An 18,719-nucleotide genomic window follows, 5' to 3' on the forward strand; every position below is an offset into this window, starting at 1 on the left:
AAGGGCATTAGCAACTAATCCAAAGCTGCTTTTATTAGATGAGCCAGCAGCTGGGATGAATCCTAGTGAAACTGATGAGTTAGCAAATTTAATATTTGATCTTAGGGCTACTGATGGGTTATCTATTTTATTGATTGAGCATGATATGAAATTTGTAAATCATCTTTGCGATAGAGTTTTGGTGCTTGATTATGGTAGAGTGATTTTTACTGGCTCTCCAGCTGATGCAGTAAAGCATGAAGATGTTATAAGTGCGTATTTGGGGGATTTTATACAATGATAGATGTTAGAAATTTGCATGTATATTATGGAATGATTGAGGCTGTAAAAGGGATTAGCTTTTCTGTGCAAACTGGTCAAATAGTCAGTCTCATAGGCTCAAATGGTGCTGGAAAGAGTAGTACATTAAATGCGCTTATAAACTCAGTTAAAAGAAGCGGCCAGATAAATTTCTTAGGATATGATACTAGCAGGCATAAAACTCATACAATTGTAAGGCAAGGAATTGCTTTAGTACCTGAAGGTAGAAGAGTATTTATAAACTTAACCGTAGAAGAAAATCTTAAAATGGGTGCTTTTAATAATGATGAAAACTATGAACATTTAAAAGAGACTATGTATGATCTATTTCCAAGGCTCAAACAAAAGCGTGATCAGCTAGCTGGAACTCTAAGCGGTGGTGAGGCTCAAATGCTAGCTATATCTAGAGCTTTGATGAGTGAGCCAAAGCTTTTAATGCTTGATGAGCCTAGTCTTGGTCTAGCTCCTAAGATTGTAGGTGAGGTTTTTGATATCATTGAGAGACTTAAAGAAGAGGGTATTACTATATTATTGGTTGAACAAAATGCATTTTTAGCACTTAAAACTAGTGATTATACCTATGTATTAGAAAATGGCCATATCGTTATGGAAGGTGTATCAAAAGATATGATAGGCAATGATGAGATTCGCAAAAGATATCTTGGTGCGTAATTTTAAATTCAGATATATTTAGAATAGATCTAAGCATAAATTGGGGCGAATTTCTTCGCCCATTTTATTAAAATTTGTAGTTATAACCTACATATACACCATAACTAAGTGCATTATCATAATCTTCTATACCAGTTGTTTGGTAGTCGCCTTTTATACCAAATTCAATCTCATTATTTTCAACAACTTCATATATACCACCAAGTTTTAGACCAAATAGTGCGCCTGTGCCAGTTACTGAGTCGCTACTTAATGTATAATGATAAGGAGCTATAGTATATTCTCCTTCGCCTGAGAATTCACCCTTAACAATTGAAAGACCAGTGTAAGCACCAAGAGCTAGTTTGAAGCTATCTGTTAATGATGGAGTATAATCAGCTCCTACTAAAATATTGTGAGTTTGCCAATTAAATTCACCTTTTAGATAATCGCCACCATTCTTATAATTAACATCTTCACTGCCTTTAGTTCTATATGAGTAGCCACCCCAAACTCTAAAAGCATCAAAGTCATAACCTGCTTTTAATCCAAGTTCAACTGAAGTATCTTTTAGATCATCAATAGTTGAAGGATAATCATCGTTTAATTCTATTTGCGTTTGAAGTAATGCACCTTCAACCCCTACAAAAAGACCTTCAGCTGCTGCAGCACTGCTCATTAAAGCTGTAGCAGCTAAAACTTTTACGCCAAATTTAACTATGTTTGCCATAGAAATCTCCTTATATTAAATGATATTTAGATTGTTAAATCCAAATATCATTTTACCCCCCCCCATAAAAATAAGCTTAAATTTAATGAAAGTCAAATAAGAAATTATAAAATAGTAATTAAAAGTTACTTATAGTAACATTTATGGGGTAATCATCTGGCTTGGACTACCATTTACACTATGATAGATTATAGTTTTGTATTTATATGCTTTTAGTTTTAGTAGCTTGCTTTGTAAATTTGGCTGAGTAGATGGAGTAAACCAAGCATTATTAGTAATTGCTATCATAAATTTAGGCTCATTAATAAACAGCTCATCACGGGTTGCCTCATAGCATATAGCATTTCTAATCTTAATCCCATCTATTTCATAATCGCTTACACTATTAGCATGGCTATAATCTACGGCTGAATCAAAAAATAGTCTATTTATTAAATCTTTAATAAAATTTGGCAAAGGAATCTCTTCGCCAAATGGTACTAAGATTAGTTTATCTAATCTTTTTACCTCTCCTTTATCAAATAGATAGGTTGAATTGTATAGTTTATTATCGCTAGTTCCTAAAGCTCCAGTTACGATGGCAATTTGATATGATTTTTGCTTTAAAACACTAAGTAAAATTTCACTATGATCTAAAAATAGCGGAAATGCACTCTCTGGCAATACTACAATTCTAGAGCCATCACTAATAGCTTGATCAATCATATTAAGATTGTTTTTTACAATTTTATCTTTTGTTGAGCGATCCCAAATCTTATCTTGACTAATATTTGTGCTAATAAGTGAGATATCAAATGGAAGGCCTCTATATTCAATTTTATTATTATAATTAATTGCCAAAGAGCAAATAAGTAATGATATACCAAAATATATATTAAATTTAATAGCTATAATAATAGATATAAGCATTAAAGCAAGAGTATAAATAGATGGGATAAAAAATGTATCAACAAATATTAGCTCGAAATTTAACCAATCAAAACCAAAAGGTGCAATATAACTAGCAAAAAGTAAAAAAATAGCCTTAATATAAATATTTTCTAGCCATCCAGCAGCTAAAAATATAAATCCATAAATGAGACAAATTCCTAAAATTTCAACAGGAATCAGATAGGTAAAATCATAATAAATCAAACTAAAACTAATCCAATAAAACCAAAAAAAACCAATAAAAAATCCACTCCAAAACCAAATTTTTTTATTGCTTTTAAGAATAAAATAAAATCCAAAAATTGCGCTAATAAGTGATAAATTTGATATATATTTTAAATTTAATAGATCTAAAAAGATAAAAAGTGAAAGTAAAATAGAGATTATAAAGCCGTTTATTATAAATTTTAATGTAAAATAATCCACTAATTTTTTCTTAAAGGATCCATATGGCAGAGAATTCGATGCTAACTTCATTATTACCCCTTGTTGTATTGTTTGCAATATTCTATTTTTTAGTTATCAGACCGCAACAAAAACAGCAACGTGAGCATAAAAATATGCTAGCAAATCTCCAAAAAGGCGATAAAATCGTTACAAACGGCGGATTAGTGTGTGAGGTCATCAAACCAGAAGATGATTTTATCAAAGTTAAACTTAATGATGACGTAATTGTTCGCATTGATAGAAATTTTGTCGCTAAAAAATTAGACAAAATAGAGTCAAGTGATGAGAAGTAGGATAACTTATAGGCTTATAATTTTTATCCTTGCTTTGGTGTTTGGCATCTTTTTTTCGATGCCAAGCTTCACTGGTAGCCAAAATGGTCAAAAAGTAAGCCTAGGACTAGATCTACAAGGTGGTCTATATATGCTCCTAAGCGTTCAAACAGACGCTGCAATAACCTCTAAAATCAAATCAATCGCCTCAGCTATAAAATATGATACTGATAAAAATGATATTTTAGTAGATAGATTAAAGGCTGATGAGAGTGGGATTAGTATAGCTCTTTTAGATAGCGATGATGCTAAAAAATTAGATGAAATTCTATCTAAAACTACTGGTATAGAGGTTCAAAAAGATGGATTAAATTATAGGGTTTTACTAACTCCACAAGAGAAGATCGATACTGCTAAATATGCAGTAGATCAAGCTGTAGAGACTATTAGAAATCGCTTAGATCAGTTTGGTTTAGCTGAACCTACAGTTATTAAACAAGGCGAGGATAAGATATTAGTAGAGCTTCCAGGTATTAAAAATTCAGCCGATGAACAAAGAGCTATGGATTTAATAGCCAAATCAGCTCATCTTCAACTAATGGCAGTTGATGAAAAGCGTCAAGATATGGCTCAAACAATGAGTGAAGATGAAGCATCTGCATATGGCGATCTGCTTTTAAGCGATGCTAGAAACCCAAGATATAAGTATTTAGTAAATGAAATTCCAGTTTTAGATGGAAGTATGCTAGTAGATGCTAGAGTGGCATTTGATAATCAGACAAATACTCCAATTATTAATTTTACATTAAATGCCCAAGGTGCTTCTATATTTGCTGATTTTACCGGTGCTAATGTAGGCAAACGCTTAGCTATCGTGCTTGATGATAGAGTGTATTCGGCTCCTTCTATTAATGAGAGAATTGGCGGTGGAAGCGGTCAAATAAGCGGAGGATTTAGCGTAGAAGAGGCTCGTGATATCGCTATTGCTTTAAGAAGTGGAGCGTTAATTGCGCCTGTAAATTTAGAAGAAAAAAGAAGCATTGGTCCAAGTCTTGGTCAGCAAAGTATTGACCAAAGTATGGTAGCGCTTGCTATTGGTGCTATTTTGGTTGTGCTATTTATGATTTTAGTTTATGGATTAGCTGGAATTTTAGCAAATATTGCTTTGGTAGTAAATATATTAATACTTATTGCTGTTATGGCATTATTTGGTGCTACGCTTACCCTGCCTGGTATGGCTGGTATTTTGCTTACTATAGGCATGGCTGTAGATGCTAATGTTATCATTAATGAGCGTATTAGAGAGCTTTTAAAAGAGGGTCATAATATTCATACTTGTATTCAAAAAGGATATCAAAATGCTATGAGTGCGATTATTGACTCAAATTTAACTACGCTTATTACTTCAGCTGCGTTATATGCTTATGGTACTGGGCCAGTTAAGGGGTTTGCTGTAACTATGAGTATTGGTATTGTTGCGTCTATGCTTACTGCAATTTTAGGAACTCATGGTATGTTTGAGTTTTTAAGCCGTAGAATAGAAAAAGGCAGCACTGTCCTTTGGTTTGGTTATAAGATTAAAAGGGGCTAGAATGCAGATATTTGATAAAGGTAAAATTTACAACTTTATGGGTATGAGATGGATAATGTTTGCCATCTCTGCTATTTTATTTTTTGGATCTATTGGGTTGCTTTTTACTAAAGGGTTAAGTTATGGTATTGATTTTGCTGGTGGTACTTTAATACAGGTTAAATATCATGATAAAGATGCCCCTATAGATTTGATAAGAGAGAAATTTTCAACCAATGAGATATTAAAAAATGCTAGCATTACTGAGTTTGGCTCAGCAAGCGAGATTACTATTAGATATACAACAACTAGCGATAGTCTAGGGAGTAATCCAGGCGCATTTGTATCTGAAATTCTTAAAGATACTGGTGAGTTTGAGATTCGCCGTGTAGATGTAGTAGGGCCAAAAATTGGTAGCGAACTAAGAGAAAAAGGGATAATGGCTGTGGCTGTATCTTTGGTTCTTATACTTATATATATTGGTATAAGATTTGAGTGGAGGTTTGCACTAGCTGCTATATTTAGCGAAATTCACGATGTTGTTATTGTGCTAGGAGCTATTAGCTTGTTAAGTATTGATGTAAATTTAGATACTCTTGCAGCAATCTTAACTGTTCTTGGTTACTCTTTAAATGATACTATTATTATCTTTGATAGGATTAGAGAGAGGATAAAGGAGAGCAAATTTGTTAAGTTATTTGAAGTAATTAATGAATCTGTATCGCTTACACTTTCTAGAACTTTGATGACCTCTATTACTACACTTTTAGCTGTGTTTACACTATTTTTCTATGGCGGAGATATGATTCATGGCTTCTCAGTTATTATGATAATTGGAATTTTAATTGGTACTATGAGTTCTGTATTTATTGCTGCTCCGATGCTTAGTTGGTTTAGATTTAGTGTTGAAAATTATAGAGCCTCAATTGCATCTAAAGAGCTAAGAAGAAAAGAGAAAGAAAAGCTTCGTGCTATGTACGAAAAAGGCACAGTATAAGGGGATAATATGGACTGGGGAAAGGTTATATTTACATTTTTTGCTCTTATGAGCCTTACTACTACGGCTGGATTTTTATATGATGATAATGCTGTTGCGTTATTTATTGCTGCAAGCATAAATTTAATCTCTACTTTGCTTAAAGTAGGAGTTAGAAATCTACTTGCAGCTGAACTTTTTGCTAGCTCGCTAGTGGCTGATTTACACCTAATCCCAGCATTTATACTACTTGTAACTGGCTTTAGTCAAAGTGTGGTATATACGCTTGTTATTGGTGCGATTTTAGCAAATATATTTTCAATGCTTTTAATATTAATAGAAGCAAATAAAACTAGAGATGAATTCTAAGGATAAAATTATGCAATACAATGCTAAAGATATAGAGTACAAATGGCAAACTACTTGGAGAGAAACTGGTTATAGTGAGCCAAAAAATGATTATAATTTACCTAAAAAGTATATTTTATCAATGTTTCCATATCCAAGTGGAAGGTTACATATGGGGCATGTTAGAAACTATAGTATAGGTGATGCGCTTTCTAGATACTGGAGAAATATGGGATATAATGTTCTTCAGCCAATGGGTTTTGATAGCTTTGGTATGCCAGCAGAAAATGCTGCTATTAAACATCAAATCCATCCTAAAAAATGGACATATGAAAATATTGATTATATGATTAAAGAGCTTGATGCTTTAGGGTTAAGTTTTTCTAAAAATCGCTTACTAGCTACAAGTGATCCTCTTTATACAAAATGGGAGCAAGAGTTCTTTATTAAAATGTATGAAAAAGGGTTGGTCTATCGTAAATCAGCAGTAGTTAATTGGTGCGAAAACGACCAAACCGTACTAGCAAATGAGCAAGTAGAAGATGGCAAATGCTGGAGATGCGGACACAATGTAGAGCAAAAAGAGATGCCAGGATATTACCTTAAAATTACCCAATATGCTAGTGAGCTTTTAGAGTGTTTAAAAGATTTAGAAGGAAAGTGGCCAAGCCAAGTTATTACTATGCAAGAGAATTGGATAGGTCAAAGTAGCGGTCTTGAATTTGAGTTTAAATTTGATGATAATAGCAAGGAGATCGTGGGCGAAAATGGATTTATGGTATTTACTACTCGTCCTGATACTATCTATGGTGTAAGCTACTGTGCTTTAGCGCCTGAACATAGTGTTACTAAAAGGCTTTTAAATAGTGAATATATTAGTGCTGAAGTCAAAGAAAAAATAAAATCAATGCTAAATCAAAGCCCAAAAGAGCGTCAAATAGCTGATAAAGATGGAGTTTATTTAGGTATTAATGCTATTCATCCATTAACTGGCAAGTTAGTGCCTATTTGGTGTGCTAATTTTGTTTTAGCTGAGTATGGTCATGGTGCTTTAATGGCAGTTCCTGCACATGATGAGAGAGATTATGAGTTTGCTGTTAAATTTAATCTACCAATTAAGAAGATAATTGAGTGTGATGAGTTGCCATATTGTCAAAAAAGCGGCAAGCATATTAACTCTGATATGATTAATGGTATGGATTATGATGAGGCTAGCAAAACTATAATAAATTATTTTCAAAGCAGTAATACAGGTAAAGAGGTTACAAATTATAAGCTAAGAGATTGGGGTATCTCTAGGCAGAGATACTGGGGAGCACCAATCCCAATGGTACATTGCCAGGACTGCGGGGTAGTAGCTGAAGATATAAAAAATTTACCAATTGCACTACCTGATGATGTTGAGATTACAGGAGAGGGTAATCCTCTTGATAAGCATGCTAGCTTTAAACATTGTAAATGTCCAAAATGTGGTAAAGATGCTACTAGAGAGACTGATACTATGGATACTTTTTTTGAGAGTAGTTGGTATTTTGCTAGATTTGCAAGTGATGATAAAAGCTGGCAAGATGTAGCATTTGATAAACAAAGTGTAGACTACTGGATGAATGTTGATCAGTATATTGGCGGTATTGAGCATGCGATTTTACACCTACTTTATGCTAGATTTTTTCAAAAAGTCTTAAGAGATCTTGGTTATTTACAAGATAGTGAACCATTTGCTAGTTTGCTAACTCAAGGGATGGTTTTAAAAGATGGCGCTAAAATGAGCAAAAGTAAGGGTAATACAGTAGATCCTGATGAGATTATAGCTAAGTATGGGGCTGACACTGCAAGGCTATTTATCTTATTTGCTGCTCCACCACAAAAAGAGCTAGAGTGGAATGATAGCGCAGTAGAAGGAGCGTTTAAATTTATAAATAGGCTTTGCGATAGATCTTCTAATGCCTATAAGTGCGATAATTTGCCAGATATAAATCATAAAGAGCTAGATAAGGCAGCACAATATGCAAGATTAAAAGTATATGAAGCACTTAAAAAATCAAGCGAAGTTTTTGAAAGTAGTTTTACATTTAATACATTAATTGCTGCTTGTATGGAGGCCTTAAATGCCTTAAATGCTCAACAAAATAAAGATGTATGGACTGAGGGTTATTATATTATCTTAAATTTACTTGAACCAATAATTCCGCATATTAGCTGGGAGTTAAGTAGTGAGCTATTTGGGCTTAAAAATCTTAGAAAAATAGAGATAAAAAACGAAGTATTCCAAAGTGATACTGTAAATTTAGCTATTACAGTAAATGGTAAAAGACGTGCTGAAGTTGAAGTAGATAAGAGTTTAAGTGATAAAGAGATTATTGATATAGCTAAGTCTGAAGTAGCCAAATGGATTGGTTCATCGCAAGTTATAAAAGAAATTTATGTACCAAATAAACTTGTAAATATTGTTATAAAGGGCTAGAGTGAGATTTTTTATAGCTTTGCTATTTGTATTTTTTCTAGCAGGATGCGGTTATAAGCCATCAAATGTAGTAGCTAGAGATGTTATAGGCAGTAGTGTTTGGGTTGATGTGATAATTAGTAAAACTGATCCTGAGAGTACTGTGGTTATAAAAGATGGTATAAAATCGGCAATGCTTAGGCGCTTAGGTGCAAATTTAGTAGATAAAAATGAGGCTGATAGCATAATAATAGCTTCTATTAAATCGCTTACATTTTCAGCTATATCATATGATCAATTTGGCTATGCTACAGCATATAAAGCAAATTTAGTAATGGAATATAGATTAAAGCAAAAAGATGGCTCAATAAAGAGTATTATAACTAGCGGAGATTATGATTTTAGAGTTACAAAGCGACTAAATGATAGAAGATTTACCGATAGTGTTATTAGTGATAATGAGAGGTTTGATGCTATTACAAATGCATCTTTGCAGTGCTTTGACGAGTTTGTAAGCAAGCTAGCTATGCAAGGTCTTTTAGATGGCAAGCCTAATCTCTGAGGTTATCAAAGATGTATTTAAGGAGGCGAGTGATAAGAAGATTACTCTAACTCCAGATAACTATCATGAGCTATTTTGTGTAGCTGCTGCTAGGCGAGGATTAAGTACGAATGAGTGCAAGAGACTTGAAGGTTATATTGCTCGCTTAGATAAGAGTTACCAAGATGAGATAAAAAAGATAAATGTAAAAAGCATTGATGAGCTTTTTGCTTTTATCTGTTTTAGGTTAAATCGTGCTAATCTAAATGATATAGCTAAAATAAATCAAGCCCAAACAATGCTTTTAAAACGAGTGTTGCATGCTATAAATTTAATGCATAATAATAAGGCTAAAGAACTAGCTAATTCAAGCTATTCTATGTTAGATGGAACAATCAATGTTGAAAATTTAAATTTAATTAGAGACCGATGGTTTGAGTTTGTTAGCCATTTTGATACTAATTACATCAAGCGACTTGAAAAATATGGAATCAAGCAAAGTGATGACATAGAAACTATAATTTCTAAAATTGAGAAATTTAAAGATAAAACAAAAGAAAAAAATTTAGAATATCTATCTTACTGCGAGTTATTAATTGCTGCTCTTGTACCATCTATTGCACCTGGTGCAGATGATGATATAGCTAGAGTAAGTGAGCATTTAAGATCCAATCCTGCTTTATTAACTAGTCAAGCTATGGAAGAAGATATTAAAAAATGTATTTTAAAGCGTGTAAGATTAGACCAAAATGAGATAAAACAAAAAATCAGTGCCTTAGATGAGATTTTAAACAATTTAAATAAACAAATTCAAGATTTTGCTAATACTCTTTTAGATAATGGTAGTAGTCTTGATAGTGCGATTTTTGAGATAAATAGCATAACTAGCTATGATGAATATAATGCTATTAGACAAAAACTACAAAATACATCAAATTCGCTTCGTAGTGAAATTTCGGCTATGGGGTTAAAGCTTAGCGATGATAGCAAGATAATTAATGGATTAAAAGAGCGTATAAAAGAGCTTGAAGAGATGATGAAACAAAGCAAGACCGATGAGCTAACAGGGGTTAATAATAAAAATAGCTTTGAGATAGAACTTGCTAATATCGAAGAGGATAGAGTAAAGTACGGTGTTGATTATAGCATTGTAGCTATTGGGATAAATTTACTAGATGAAATCAGGGCAAAATATGGAGCAAATGCCAAAGATGCAATCTTATCTACAATGGCTAAAATTGTACAAAATCGTTGTGTAAATGGAGAGTTTATAGCTAGAACAAATACAGATGAGTTTGTGATTTTGGTAGGTAATTTAGATAAAAATGCTACTAATAGCTTAGCTGAAATTATGATAAATGATATTAGTGGGTGTAAATTTAGATATAAAGATGAGCATATAATAGTAAGTGCAAGTTGTGGAATTGCTACACGCTCAGAGTGCAATAGTCAAAATGAGATGCTACAAAGGGTAAATTTAGGGTTGCAAACAGCTAAAAATGAGGGGATAAATTGTATACGAGCACTTTGATGGATTATGAGGTATTTTTAAATAAAAAGCCATTATATTATGATGAGATTGATTATGCTAGATTTCCTAGGATATTTAATGCAGTTAAATTACACTTAAATTTACCACCTATAATCCATATAGTAGGCACAAACGGCAAGGGAAGTACAGGTAGATTTTTAGCTCAAATTTTAGCTGGAGCTGGTAAAAAAGTTGGACATTATACTAGTCCGCATATTTTTGATTTTAGCGAGAGATTTTATAGTAGTTTTGAAGAAATTGATAAATTTAGATTAAATTTAGCTCATAATAGACTTTTAGATATTTTTAGTTTGCTTAATAATACCAGTGAAATAGTAGAGAGTTTAAGCTACTTTGAGTGGGCAACATTGATGGCCGGGGTAATTTTTGAGGGGTATGATTTTTTAATTTTAGAGGCTGGAATGGGTGGAGAATATGATGCGACAAATGCCTTTGATAAGTCTCTTAGCATATTTACCCCTATTGGTCTAGATCACATTGATATGCTTGGTAGTACGATAGAAGAAATTGCTAAAACTAAACTTAATTCAATGCAAAATCAAGCATTAATTAGTAGTGAGTTTGCCTGTATGGAGTTAGCAAATCAAATCGCTAAGCAAAAAAGTGTAAGATTAATAAAGCAAAGTGAAATTTATGCTAAAGAGATTCAAAATTATGCTATTAAATTTAATTTACCAGAATTTTTAAGAGCAAATTTAAGCTTAGCAGTAAATGCAGCCAATATTTTAAATATAGATAATTTAGCCCAAATCATATCAAATTTAGGCGCCTTAACTTTGCGTGGCAGATGTGAAAAGATAAAGTCAAACCTTATAATCGATGTTGGACATAACGCTCACGCCGCTAAGGCTATAGCTCAAAATTTGCAAAATATAGGCTGGAGAGAGGTGAATTTAATATATAATGCCTTTGATGATAAGGATATCTTTGGCGTTTTATTAAGCTTAAAGCCTTTTATTGGTAAAATCCATATTTATAATTATAAAAGCTATAGTAGAAAATTAGCTACACATAAGATAACTCAAATTGCCAAAGATCTTGGTATTACATGTTGTGAGTTTACAAATTTAGATGAAAATGAAAAATATTTAGTCTTTGGTTCATTTATGTTAGTAGAAAATTTCATTAAGGAAGAGATTGAAAGATAAGATTGTCGTTACTATAACTGATGTCAATGGCTCTAGAAATTATTTATTAAGCCAGGTTTTAAAGAGAATTTTTATATATATTGTTGCAATTTTATTGCTTATTTTTGTTCTTGGTGGGCTATATATGGGATATTTGCAAGATGAGACAAATGTCCTAAGAGAGACCAAAGAAGAGCTAATAAGTAGTAGTAAAAATTTAAGTTTAGAGTATGAAGAGATGAAGTCTAAGCTTTCAACCAAAGAAGAGGAGTTGATGGCTATAGAAGATAAAATTTCATTTTTAGAAGAGCAAATCGGGCTAAATGATGACTCAAATAGTACTACAATTGATGATAGATTAGAGCAGATCAAGCTTACTGTTGAGCAACAAAATATAATATTTTCAATGATTCCAAATGGCAAGGTAATAGAAGATGGCGGTATTACAGCAGCATTTGGTTGGCGAACTCATCCAGTGTTAGGACATAAGCATCTTCACCAAGGAATTGACCTTAGAGCGCCAATTGGAACTCCAGTGTATGCTCCAGCAGATGGAGTGGTACAAGTGGCAGGATTTAATGTAGTTGGTGGATATGGATATTTAGTAGTTTTAGAGCATAATTTTGGCTTTAAGACTAGATTTGCCCATCTATCTAGAAAAGATGTAGTAAAAGAGGGGCAGTTTGTTAAAAAGGGCGATCTAATAGGCTATAGTGGAAATACTGGTATAAGCACCGGTCCGCATCTGCACTATGAGATAAGATTTGTGCAGCGGCCACTTGACCCAGCAAATTTTATCAACTGGAGTCGAAAAAACTATGAAGAAATATTTGAAAAGGAGAAGCGAGTAACATGGCAGTCTTTAGTAAAGGCAGTAGCAAATTTAACTCTGAAACAACCATAATATCAGAAGGCGCATATATAAAAGGCGAGTTAGCCTGCGGTTCAGTTTTGTATATTGAAGGTCATGTAGATGGCATGATAAAATCAAATAATACAGTAGTAATTGGTAAAAATGGTAAGGTTACAGGAATAATATCAGCTAATAAAATTGTAGTAAATGGTGTTTTTGAAGGTAATGTAGATGCAGATTCAGTGGAGATTTTAAGCGGTGGATTTGTGTTAGGTGATGTTTGTTCAGGTAGCTTTAGCATAGAAAATGGTGGTAGATTTGATGGCAAAAGCTCTCTTAAAAAGCCAAATTCAATGCAATCGCTAGAGAATTTTGAGATAATTGACACAGAGGAAAGTGGTGCAAGCAAAGATATATGAGTTTTTTAAAGCTCATAGGGATAAATTTAAAATATTAATAGTAAGCGACGATAAGAGCGCTTCTAAGGCTTACGCCGCAGCGACTTATGCTGGGCGTGAGTGTTTTGTAATGCCTGATTTTAGAGCTAAAAGAGGCGATGATTTACGGGCATTTAATAGTGAGCTTTTAGATATTAGTAAAGCTTTAAGCAGCTTTTGGCAAAGTTCTAATTCAAATAAACTTTTAATAACTCCATTTCGAACAATCCTACATAAATTACCAAGCGCTAATCAATTAAGAGTGAAAAATATAAATTTTGCCGATACAATTGATTTAAATAGTTTTAAAAACGAAATGCTAGCTTATGGATATACTTTTGTTGATATTGTCGAAAGTAGGGGAGAGATTAGGATTAGCGGAGATATTATTGATATTTATAGTGTAGCTGATGAGTGGCCGTGTAGAATTTTACTTGATATTGATCTAGTTGAGAGTATTCGCAGATTTGACCCAGCTACGCAAAAAAGTATAAAAGATGAACAAAGCATCACTATTACGCCATATGTAGCTGCGCTTGATCAGAGTGAATTTAATAATGCATTAAAGAGTGCTGAGCATATAGAGTCAAATTCTCTTACGCATGATCTAAATTCATTTGGATTTTGGGTAATTGATGGATTTATAAATTATTTAGAAGAGTTTGAGGCTGTGCGTGATGGAGATATAGATTTTGATGAGTGCGAGATGGATATAAGCGCTCTTGAGGCGGTAACAATCTTACCTTTAGCAAAATCATATAGGCCATTTGAAGGCAAGATAAATAATGAACTAATTAATTTTCACAAAGATAAAAAAATAGATATTTTAAGCTCTAATGAGAGTGCTTTTAGAGCATTGGGGCTTGATATTAATTTAAATTTAAATTTTATTCAAAGCGACTTAATACTAAATCTAATAAGCAAAGATGAGTTAATAATTAGCCTAAATCAGCCGATTTCACGTCAAAAAAGACGTAAGGCTAGTATTGTCTTAGATGAGTTAAAGATTGGAGATTTTGTCGTTCATAGCGAGTATGGAATTGGTAAATTTACTGGTCTTGAGCTAATAAGAGTGCTTGGTAGTAGCAAAGAATTTGTTGTTTTAACTTATCAAAATAATGATAGATTACTCTTGCCAACTGAACATTTAGATATGATTGATAGATATATTGCTGGAAGTGGAGCAGTAGTTAACCTAGATAAGCTTGGCAAGGCTAGTTTTGCAAAGCTTAAGCAAAAAGTCAAAGAAAAACTCTTTATCATTGCTAGCAAAATCATTACTTTAGCAGCAAAGCGTGAGTTAATCGAAGGTGTTAAAATAGAAGCCAATACAGCTGAATTTGCTAAATTTCAAATGGAAGCAGGCTTTTGCTACACTAGTGACCAAGATAGAGCTATAAATAGCATTTTAAGCCATTTAAAAAGTGGCAAGGTTATGGATATGCTCTTAAGCGGCGATGTCGGTTTTGGCAAAACTGAAGTGGCGATGAATGCGATATTTGCCTGTGTTAAGAGTGGATTTCAAGCGCTATTTTTTGTGCCTACTACCCTGCTTTGTGCTCAGCACTACAAAAGTTTACAAGAGAGGCTAAGTAAATTTGATATTGATGTAAGACGACTAGATAGATTTAGTAGTACTAAAGATAAATCACGCTTGCAAGCTGATTTAAGAGATGGCAAACCACTTGTAGCAATTGGAACGCATGCTTTGCTTAGTGTACAAAGTGCAAATTTAGGACTGATAATAATCGATGAAGAGCATAAATTTGGTGTAAAGCAAAAAGAGAAACTAAAGGAATTTAGTGAGCATTCTCATCTATTATCAATGTCAGCTACACCGATTCCACGAAGTCTAAATATGGCGTTAAGTAGCATAAAAAGCTATTCTACATTAACAACGCCGCCGCTTGATAGGCTAGATGTTAGAACCTTTGTTAAAGAGTGGGATAGAGGGCTAATTAAAGAGGTTATAATGCGTGAAATTCGCCGTGCTGGGCAAATTTTTTATCTTCATAATAAAATTGCTGATATGCCTAGTATTGAACGTGAGCTAAAGCAGATTGTACCGACTTTAAAAATTTTAACTCTTCATAGTAAAATTGATGCTAAAACTAGTGAAGATGAGATGATTAAATTTGCTAATGGTGAGTATGACTTGCTTCTTTGTACTAGTATTGTAGAAAGTGGAATTCATATACCAAATGCAAATACTATAATAATAGATGAAGCTAATAAATTTGGTATTGCTGATCTGCATCAGTTGCGTGGTAGAGTTGGTAGGGGTGCTAAGCAGGGATTTTGCTACTTTTTGGTTGAAGATAGGCAGAGTTTAAGCGATGAAGCGATTAAACGACTTGTAGCACTAGAGTCAAATTCATTCTTAGGTAGTGGCGCCTTATTAGCTTATCATGATTTAGAGATTAGGGGCGGAGGCAACCTAATTGGCGAGGCGCAAAGTGGCCATATAGAGGCTATTGGTTACTCTTTATATCTTAAAATGCTTGAAGATGAGATAAATTTACTTTTAAATAAAGATAAGAAAAACGATACTCAAGTCGATATAAAGCTAAGCGTAAATGCATTTTTAAATAGTGAATTAATTGCTGAAGATAGGCTACGACTTGAACTTTATAGACGACTTAGTAAATGTACTGAGGTAAGCGAAGTTTATGAGATTGGTGGTGAGATTGAAGATAGATTTGGCAAGCTTGATGTTTATACTAAACAGTTTTTAGATATTATTGCTATTAAGATTATGGCTGCTAAGCAAGAATTTAAGCATATTAGTAACTATGAACAAAATATAACATTAACCAAAATCGCTGGAACAAAAGTTGCTTTGAAATCACCAAGCAAAGACGATGATGATGTCTTGGCTGAAATTTTGAGCTATTTAAGGAAAAATAGATGATGGTTTCAAGCGTTTCATACTATCAGCCAAATTACATGGTAGATAATCAACAAACTGATGCAAAAACAGGCGATCAAGAGAGCCATAGGCATAATAATCAAACTCAAACGGAGTTAAAAAAGAGATATAAACATGAGTTAAGTCAAGAGCAAAAGCTTCAAGTAGTAGAACTTCAAAAGCGAGATATAGAGGTTCGCAATCATGAAGCAGCTCATATGGCAGCAGGTGCTGGACTAACTACTGGAGCTACATATAGCTATCGCAGAGGTCCAGACAATAAGCTTTATGCAGTAGGCGGAGAGGTCGGTATAGATACATCGCCAGCTAATACAGCCCAAGAAACATTAAAAAAAGCCGCTCAGATTAAGCGAGCAGCTCTAGCTCCAGCTCAGCCTAGTCCAGCAGATCTACAAGTAGCAGCAACAGCTACAAATATGGAGATTGATGCTAAGATTGAAATTCAAAATGAATTACTAAAAGAGCAAAAGCAAGATAAGCAAAATGATGATAAAACTCAAAGTAATAAATATCAAACTGAGCAAAATGAGTCAAATTTAATTCAACATATTTATCAAAATAAAAATAATCCATATGCGCAATATGATTATAGCTCTAGAGTAATAGGACTATTTTAATGAAAATAAAATGGAAAAATACCTATGCAGCACTTGTACGAGATGGCAAGTTAAGACCGGTTAGAGATATTGCTAAAATTGAACTTGATAGTTTTGTAAATTTGCAAAGTCAAATAGAACAGCTTGAGCTTAATACAATTAAATTTATTGAGCACGGAGTGATAAATCATGCACTTTTGTGGGGCGAGAGGGGTTGCGGGAAATCTAGCCTTGTGCGTGGAATATTTTGTAAATTTATGGATAAAAACTTGCGTTTAATCGAGATAAGCGCTAGAGAGCTAAAAAGTTTGCATAAAATCCTTGATAAAATAAGAGATAAGAAAAAGTATAAATTTATAATTTTTTGTGATGATTTTGGATTTGAAAATGGGGATAAGGCTCTAATTGAGCTTAAAAGCCTCTTAGAAGGCTCGATTGAATCTCCGCCAAGTAATGCAATATTTTATGCTACAAGCAATTTAAAGCACTTAGTAAGAAGCCGCCCAAATAGCGACAATTATATTGTTGAAAAAGAAAATAGTAGAGAGAATTTAAGCCTAGCTGATAGATTTGGATTGCACATTAGCTTTTATGAGCTTAGCGTAGATGAGTATATGGATATTGTTTATAATCTTTTTAAAGGGTGCGATATAGATAAAAATCGCCTAAAAACTCAAGCGCTTGCTTTTGCAGCTAGTAAGGGCGTAAGAAGTGCAAGAAACGCTAAACAATTTTGGCAAAATACAAAGGATGATATTGAGAAGCTCTGAGCTGTTTTTAGCACTTGATAGGGTTTGTGAGTTTGATTTTAATGCTAATAAATTTTGGTGGCCAAAATATGGAACATTTTGGGTTATTATTGGCGCAATATTAACTCAAAATACCAAATGGACAAATGTAGAAAAATCGCTATTAAATTTAGAAAATGCCAATATTTTAAGCTTAGAAGATGTAGCAAATTTAGATATTTTAAGCCTTAGTGAATTGATTAAGCCAAGTGGATTTTATAACACTAAAGCAAAAAGACTAAGCGCACTTTGTAAGAATATTGTAGCTAAGTTTGGCACTTTTGATGATTTTGCTAGTAGTGTAAGTTTTGAGTGGCTTATATCGCAAAAGGGATTAGGACTTGAGAGCGTCTATTCTATCTTATGTTTTGGATGTAGGCGTGAAGTGATGGTAGTAGATAACTATACCAATAGGATTTTTGCAGCTCTTGGCTATGAGTTTGAGAGCTATGAAGAGACTAGAGAGTGGTTAGAGGCTATAGATAGAAATGAGATATATAAATATTTAGGCAATATAGATGATAATGAATTATTTTGTCGCTATCATGGAGTTATTGTTGAGTTTTGTAAAGCACATTTAAAATGTAATAAATTTGATAATTTTGCCTTAAATTTATTTAATGAGCTTAGCTAATTAATTTTTATAACCATTATAAAAGAAGAGTATAAGAAGTCAAATTCTTAAAATATTAAATTTAACATCAATTTAACAAATATTATATAAAATTGCGAAATAAATTTATAAATAAGGAAATAAAATGAAAAAATTTAGCATAATCGCAGTTTTAGCTCTAGCAATTGGTGCAAGTGCTTCAGGTTTTACAGGTGGTAATGCACCAGCTAATCAAGGCGGATTTTTAGGTGGTCATTCAGGTGCAAATAGCGTAAAAGCAGCACTTGATGCATGGGATGATACGCTAGTAACAGTTAAAGGAAAAATCGTAAGTCAAGTAGCACATGAAAAATATAAATTTAGTGATGGCAAAGATACAATTATTATTGAGATTGATGATGAGGATTGGGGCGGTTTAAGTGTTGGTCCAGATGAGATTATTACAATACATGGCAAAGTTGATGGCAATACCGTTAGAGCCAATGAAATTGATGTAAAAAGAATCACAAAATAATCAAAATACAATCCCCCAAAAGCTAATAATACAAGCTTTTGGGTAATTTAAATTTAAACTTAGTAAAATTTAGTTAAAATTCACCCCTAAATTATTAAAAAA

18 protein-coding genes and 1 pseudogene are annotated in these 18,719 nt (G+C 33.1%); 17 read left to right on the forward strand and 2 right to left on the reverse strand.

Going from position 1 to position 18,719, the window contains the following annotated elements:
- Positions 1-280, forward strand: a pseudogene (gene livG / locus J6V67_RS06835) (high-affinity branched-chain amino acid ABC transporter ATP-binding protein LivG); the annotation flags it as partial.
- Positions 277-972 (forward strand): ABC transporter ATP-binding protein, encoded by a 696-nt coding sequence (locus tag J6V67_RS06840; protein ID WP_291860635.1) that lies wholly within the window; start codon positions 277-279, stop codon positions 970-972. The pseudogene livG and the gene J6V67_RS06840, both read left to right, overlap by 4 nt.
- Positions 973-1,039: 67 nt before the next feature.
- On the opposite strand, the gene J6V67_RS06845 is transcribed toward J6V67_RS06840, so the two are convergent.
- Entirely contained in the window at positions 1,040-1,681 is a 642-nt protein-coding gene (locus J6V67_RS06845) for a hypothetical protein (protein ID WP_291860638.1), read from the reverse strand.
- 141 nt (positions 1,682-1,822) lie between these two features.
- Positions 1,823-3,088, reverse strand: coding sequence for an apolipoprotein N-acyltransferase (locus tag J6V67_RS06850; RefSeq protein WP_291860641.1), 1,266 nt, complete (start codon positions 3,086-3,088; stop codon positions 1,823-1,825).
- Here J6V67_RS06850 and yajC point away from each other — a divergent pair.
- The 15 genes from yajC to J6V67_RS06925 all read left to right on the forward strand — a co-directional run bounded on the left by yajC (position 3,061) and on the right by J6V67_RS06925 (position 18,617).
- Positions 3,061-3,351: a preprotein translocase subunit YajC gene (gene yajC, locus J6V67_RS06855; protein ID WP_086246741.1), complete on the forward strand. Its 291-nt coding sequence runs from the start codon at positions 3,061-3,063 to the stop codon at positions 3,349-3,351. The two genes, J6V67_RS06850 and yajC, sit on opposite strands and share 28 nt — an antisense overlap.
- The gene (gene secD, locus J6V67_RS06860; protein WP_291860645.1) at positions 3,338-4,921 is read left to right on the forward strand and encodes a protein translocase subunit SecD; all 1,584 of its coding nucleotides are present in this window, start codon (positions 3,338-3,340) and stop codon (positions 4,919-4,921) included. The genes yajC and secD overlap by 14 nt, the downstream gene beginning before the upstream one ends.
- Before the next feature lies 1 nt (position 4,922).
- A complete protein-coding gene (secF, locus tag J6V67_RS06865) occupies positions 4,923-5,897 on the forward strand; it encodes a protein translocase subunit SecF (RefSeq protein ID WP_291860647.1) in 975 nt (324 codons plus the stop codon).
- Positions 5,898-5,906: 9 nt separating this feature from the next.
- The gene (locus tag J6V67_RS06870) at positions 5,907-6,245 is read left to right on the forward strand and encodes a DUF6394 family protein (RefSeq protein ID WP_291860650.1); all 339 of its coding nucleotides are present in this window, start codon (positions 5,907-5,909) and stop codon (positions 6,243-6,245) included.
- A 10-nt stretch (positions 6,246-6,255) separates the two neighbouring features.
- A complete protein-coding gene (gene leuS, locus J6V67_RS06875; RefSeq protein ID WP_291860653.1) occupies positions 6,256-8,688 on the forward strand; it encodes a leucine--tRNA ligase in 2,433 nt (810 codons plus the stop codon).
- Between the two features lies 1 nt (position 8,689).
- Entirely contained in the window at positions 8,690-9,229 is a 540-nt protein-coding gene (gene lptE, locus J6V67_RS06880) for an LPS assembly lipoprotein LptE (RefSeq protein WP_291860656.1), read from the forward strand.
- Positions 9,210-10,739 (forward strand): diguanylate cyclase, encoded by a 1,530-nt coding sequence (locus tag J6V67_RS06885; protein ID WP_291860658.1) that lies wholly within the window; start codon positions 9,210-9,212, stop codon positions 10,737-10,739. Before lptE ends, J6V67_RS06885 begins: the two co-directional genes overlap by 20 nt.
- Positions 10,739-11,908, forward strand: coding sequence for a Mur ligase family protein (locus J6V67_RS06890; RefSeq protein ID WP_291860707.1), 1,170 nt, complete (start codon positions 10,739-10,741; stop codon positions 11,906-11,908). The genes J6V67_RS06885 and J6V67_RS06890 overlap by 1 nt, the downstream gene beginning before the upstream one ends.
- A complete protein-coding gene (locus J6V67_RS06895) occupies positions 11,898-12,791 on the forward strand; it encodes a peptidoglycan DD-metalloendopeptidase family protein (protein WP_291860661.1) in 894 nt (297 codons plus the stop codon). Before J6V67_RS06890 ends, J6V67_RS06895 begins: the two co-directional genes overlap by 11 nt.
- Positions 12,740-13,159, forward strand: coding sequence for a polymer-forming cytoskeletal protein (locus J6V67_RS06900; RefSeq protein ID WP_291860664.1), 420 nt, complete (start codon positions 12,740-12,742; stop codon positions 13,157-13,159). Before J6V67_RS06895 ends, J6V67_RS06900 begins: the two co-directional genes overlap by 52 nt.
- Positions 13,140-16,088 carry a DEAD/DEAH box helicase gene (locus tag J6V67_RS06905; RefSeq protein ID WP_291860667.1) on the forward strand — a complete coding sequence of 983 codons (2,949 nt, stop codon included), beginning with the start codon at positions 13,140-13,142 and terminating at the stop codon, positions 16,086-16,088. The genes J6V67_RS06900 and J6V67_RS06905 overlap by 20 nt, the downstream gene beginning before the upstream one ends.
- Positions 16,085-16,723, forward strand: coding sequence for a putative metalloprotease CJM1_0395 family protein (locus J6V67_RS06910; RefSeq protein ID WP_291860670.1), 639 nt, complete (start codon positions 16,085-16,087; stop codon positions 16,721-16,723). Before J6V67_RS06905 ends, J6V67_RS06910 begins: the two co-directional genes overlap by 4 nt.
- Complete coding sequence (locus J6V67_RS06915; RefSeq protein WP_291860671.1) at positions 16,723-17,472, forward strand: DUF815 domain-containing protein; 750 nt, start codon at positions 16,723-16,725, stop codon at positions 17,470-17,472. The genes J6V67_RS06910 and J6V67_RS06915 overlap by 1 nt, the downstream gene beginning before the upstream one ends.
- Positions 17,459-18,124: a 3-methyladenine DNA glycosylase gene (locus tag J6V67_RS06920; RefSeq protein WP_291860674.1), complete on the forward strand. Its 666-nt coding sequence runs from the start codon at positions 17,459-17,461 to the stop codon at positions 18,122-18,124. Before J6V67_RS06915 ends, J6V67_RS06920 begins: the two co-directional genes overlap by 14 nt.
- A 124-nt stretch (positions 18,125-18,248) precedes the next feature.
- Positions 18,249-18,617, forward strand: coding sequence for a YgiW/YdeI family stress tolerance OB fold protein (locus J6V67_RS06925; RefSeq protein ID WP_291860677.1), 369 nt, complete (start codon positions 18,249-18,251; stop codon positions 18,615-18,617).
- Positions 18,618-18,719 lie beyond the last annotated feature (102 nt).

Origin of the sequence: Campylobacter sp., from assembly GCF_017646085.1 — a bacterium.
Taxonomy (GTDB): Bacteria; Campylobacterota; Campylobacteria; order Campylobacterales; family Campylobacteraceae; genus Campylobacter.

Coding starts and splice junctions, on each gene's coding strand:
- J6V67_RS06845 (WP_291860638.1), bottom strand. CDS start 1,681: ATGGCAAACATAGTTAAATTTGGCGTAAAAGTTTTAGCTGCTACAGCT.
- leuS (WP_291860653.1), top strand. CDS start 6,256: ATGCAATACAATGCTAAAGATATAGAGTACAAATGGCAAACTACTTGG.
- J6V67_RS06925 (WP_291860677.1), top strand. CDS start 18,249: ATGAAAAAATTTAGCATAATCGCAGTTTTAGCTCTAGCAATTGGTGCA.
- J6V67_RS06900 (WP_291860664.1), top strand. CDS start 12,740: ATGGCAGTCTTTAGTAAAGGCAGTAGCAAATTTAACTCTGAAACAACC.
- J6V67_RS06840 (WP_291860635.1), top strand. CDS start 277: ATGATAGATGTTAGAAATTTGCATGTATATTATGGAATGATTGAGGCT.
- J6V67_RS06885 (WP_291860658.1), top strand. CDS start 9,210: ATGGCAAGCCTAATCTCTGAGGTTATCAAAGATGTATTTAAGGAGGCG.
- yajC (WP_086246741.1), top strand. CDS start 3,061: ATGGCAGAGAATTCGATGCTAACTTCATTATTACCCCTTGTTGTATTG.
- J6V67_RS06915 (WP_291860671.1), top strand. CDS start 16,723: ATGAAAATAAAATGGAAAAATACCTATGCAGCACTTGTACGAGATGGC.
- secF (WP_291860647.1), top strand. CDS start 4,923: ATGCAGATATTTGATAAAGGTAAAATTTACAACTTTATGGGTATGAGA.
- J6V67_RS06850 (WP_291860641.1), bottom strand. CDS start 3,088: ATGAAGTTAGCATCGAATTCTCTGCCATATGGATCCTTTAAGAAAAAA.
- J6V67_RS06910 (WP_291860670.1), top strand. CDS start 16,085: ATGATGGTTTCAAGCGTTTCATACTATCAGCCAAATTACATGGTAGAT.
- J6V67_RS06890 (WP_291860707.1), top strand. CDS start 10,739: ATGGATTATGAGGTATTTTTAAATAAAAAGCCATTATATTATGATGAG.
- J6V67_RS06870 (WP_291860650.1), top strand. CDS start 5,907: ATGGACTGGGGAAAGGTTATATTTACATTTTTTGCTCTTATGAGCCTT.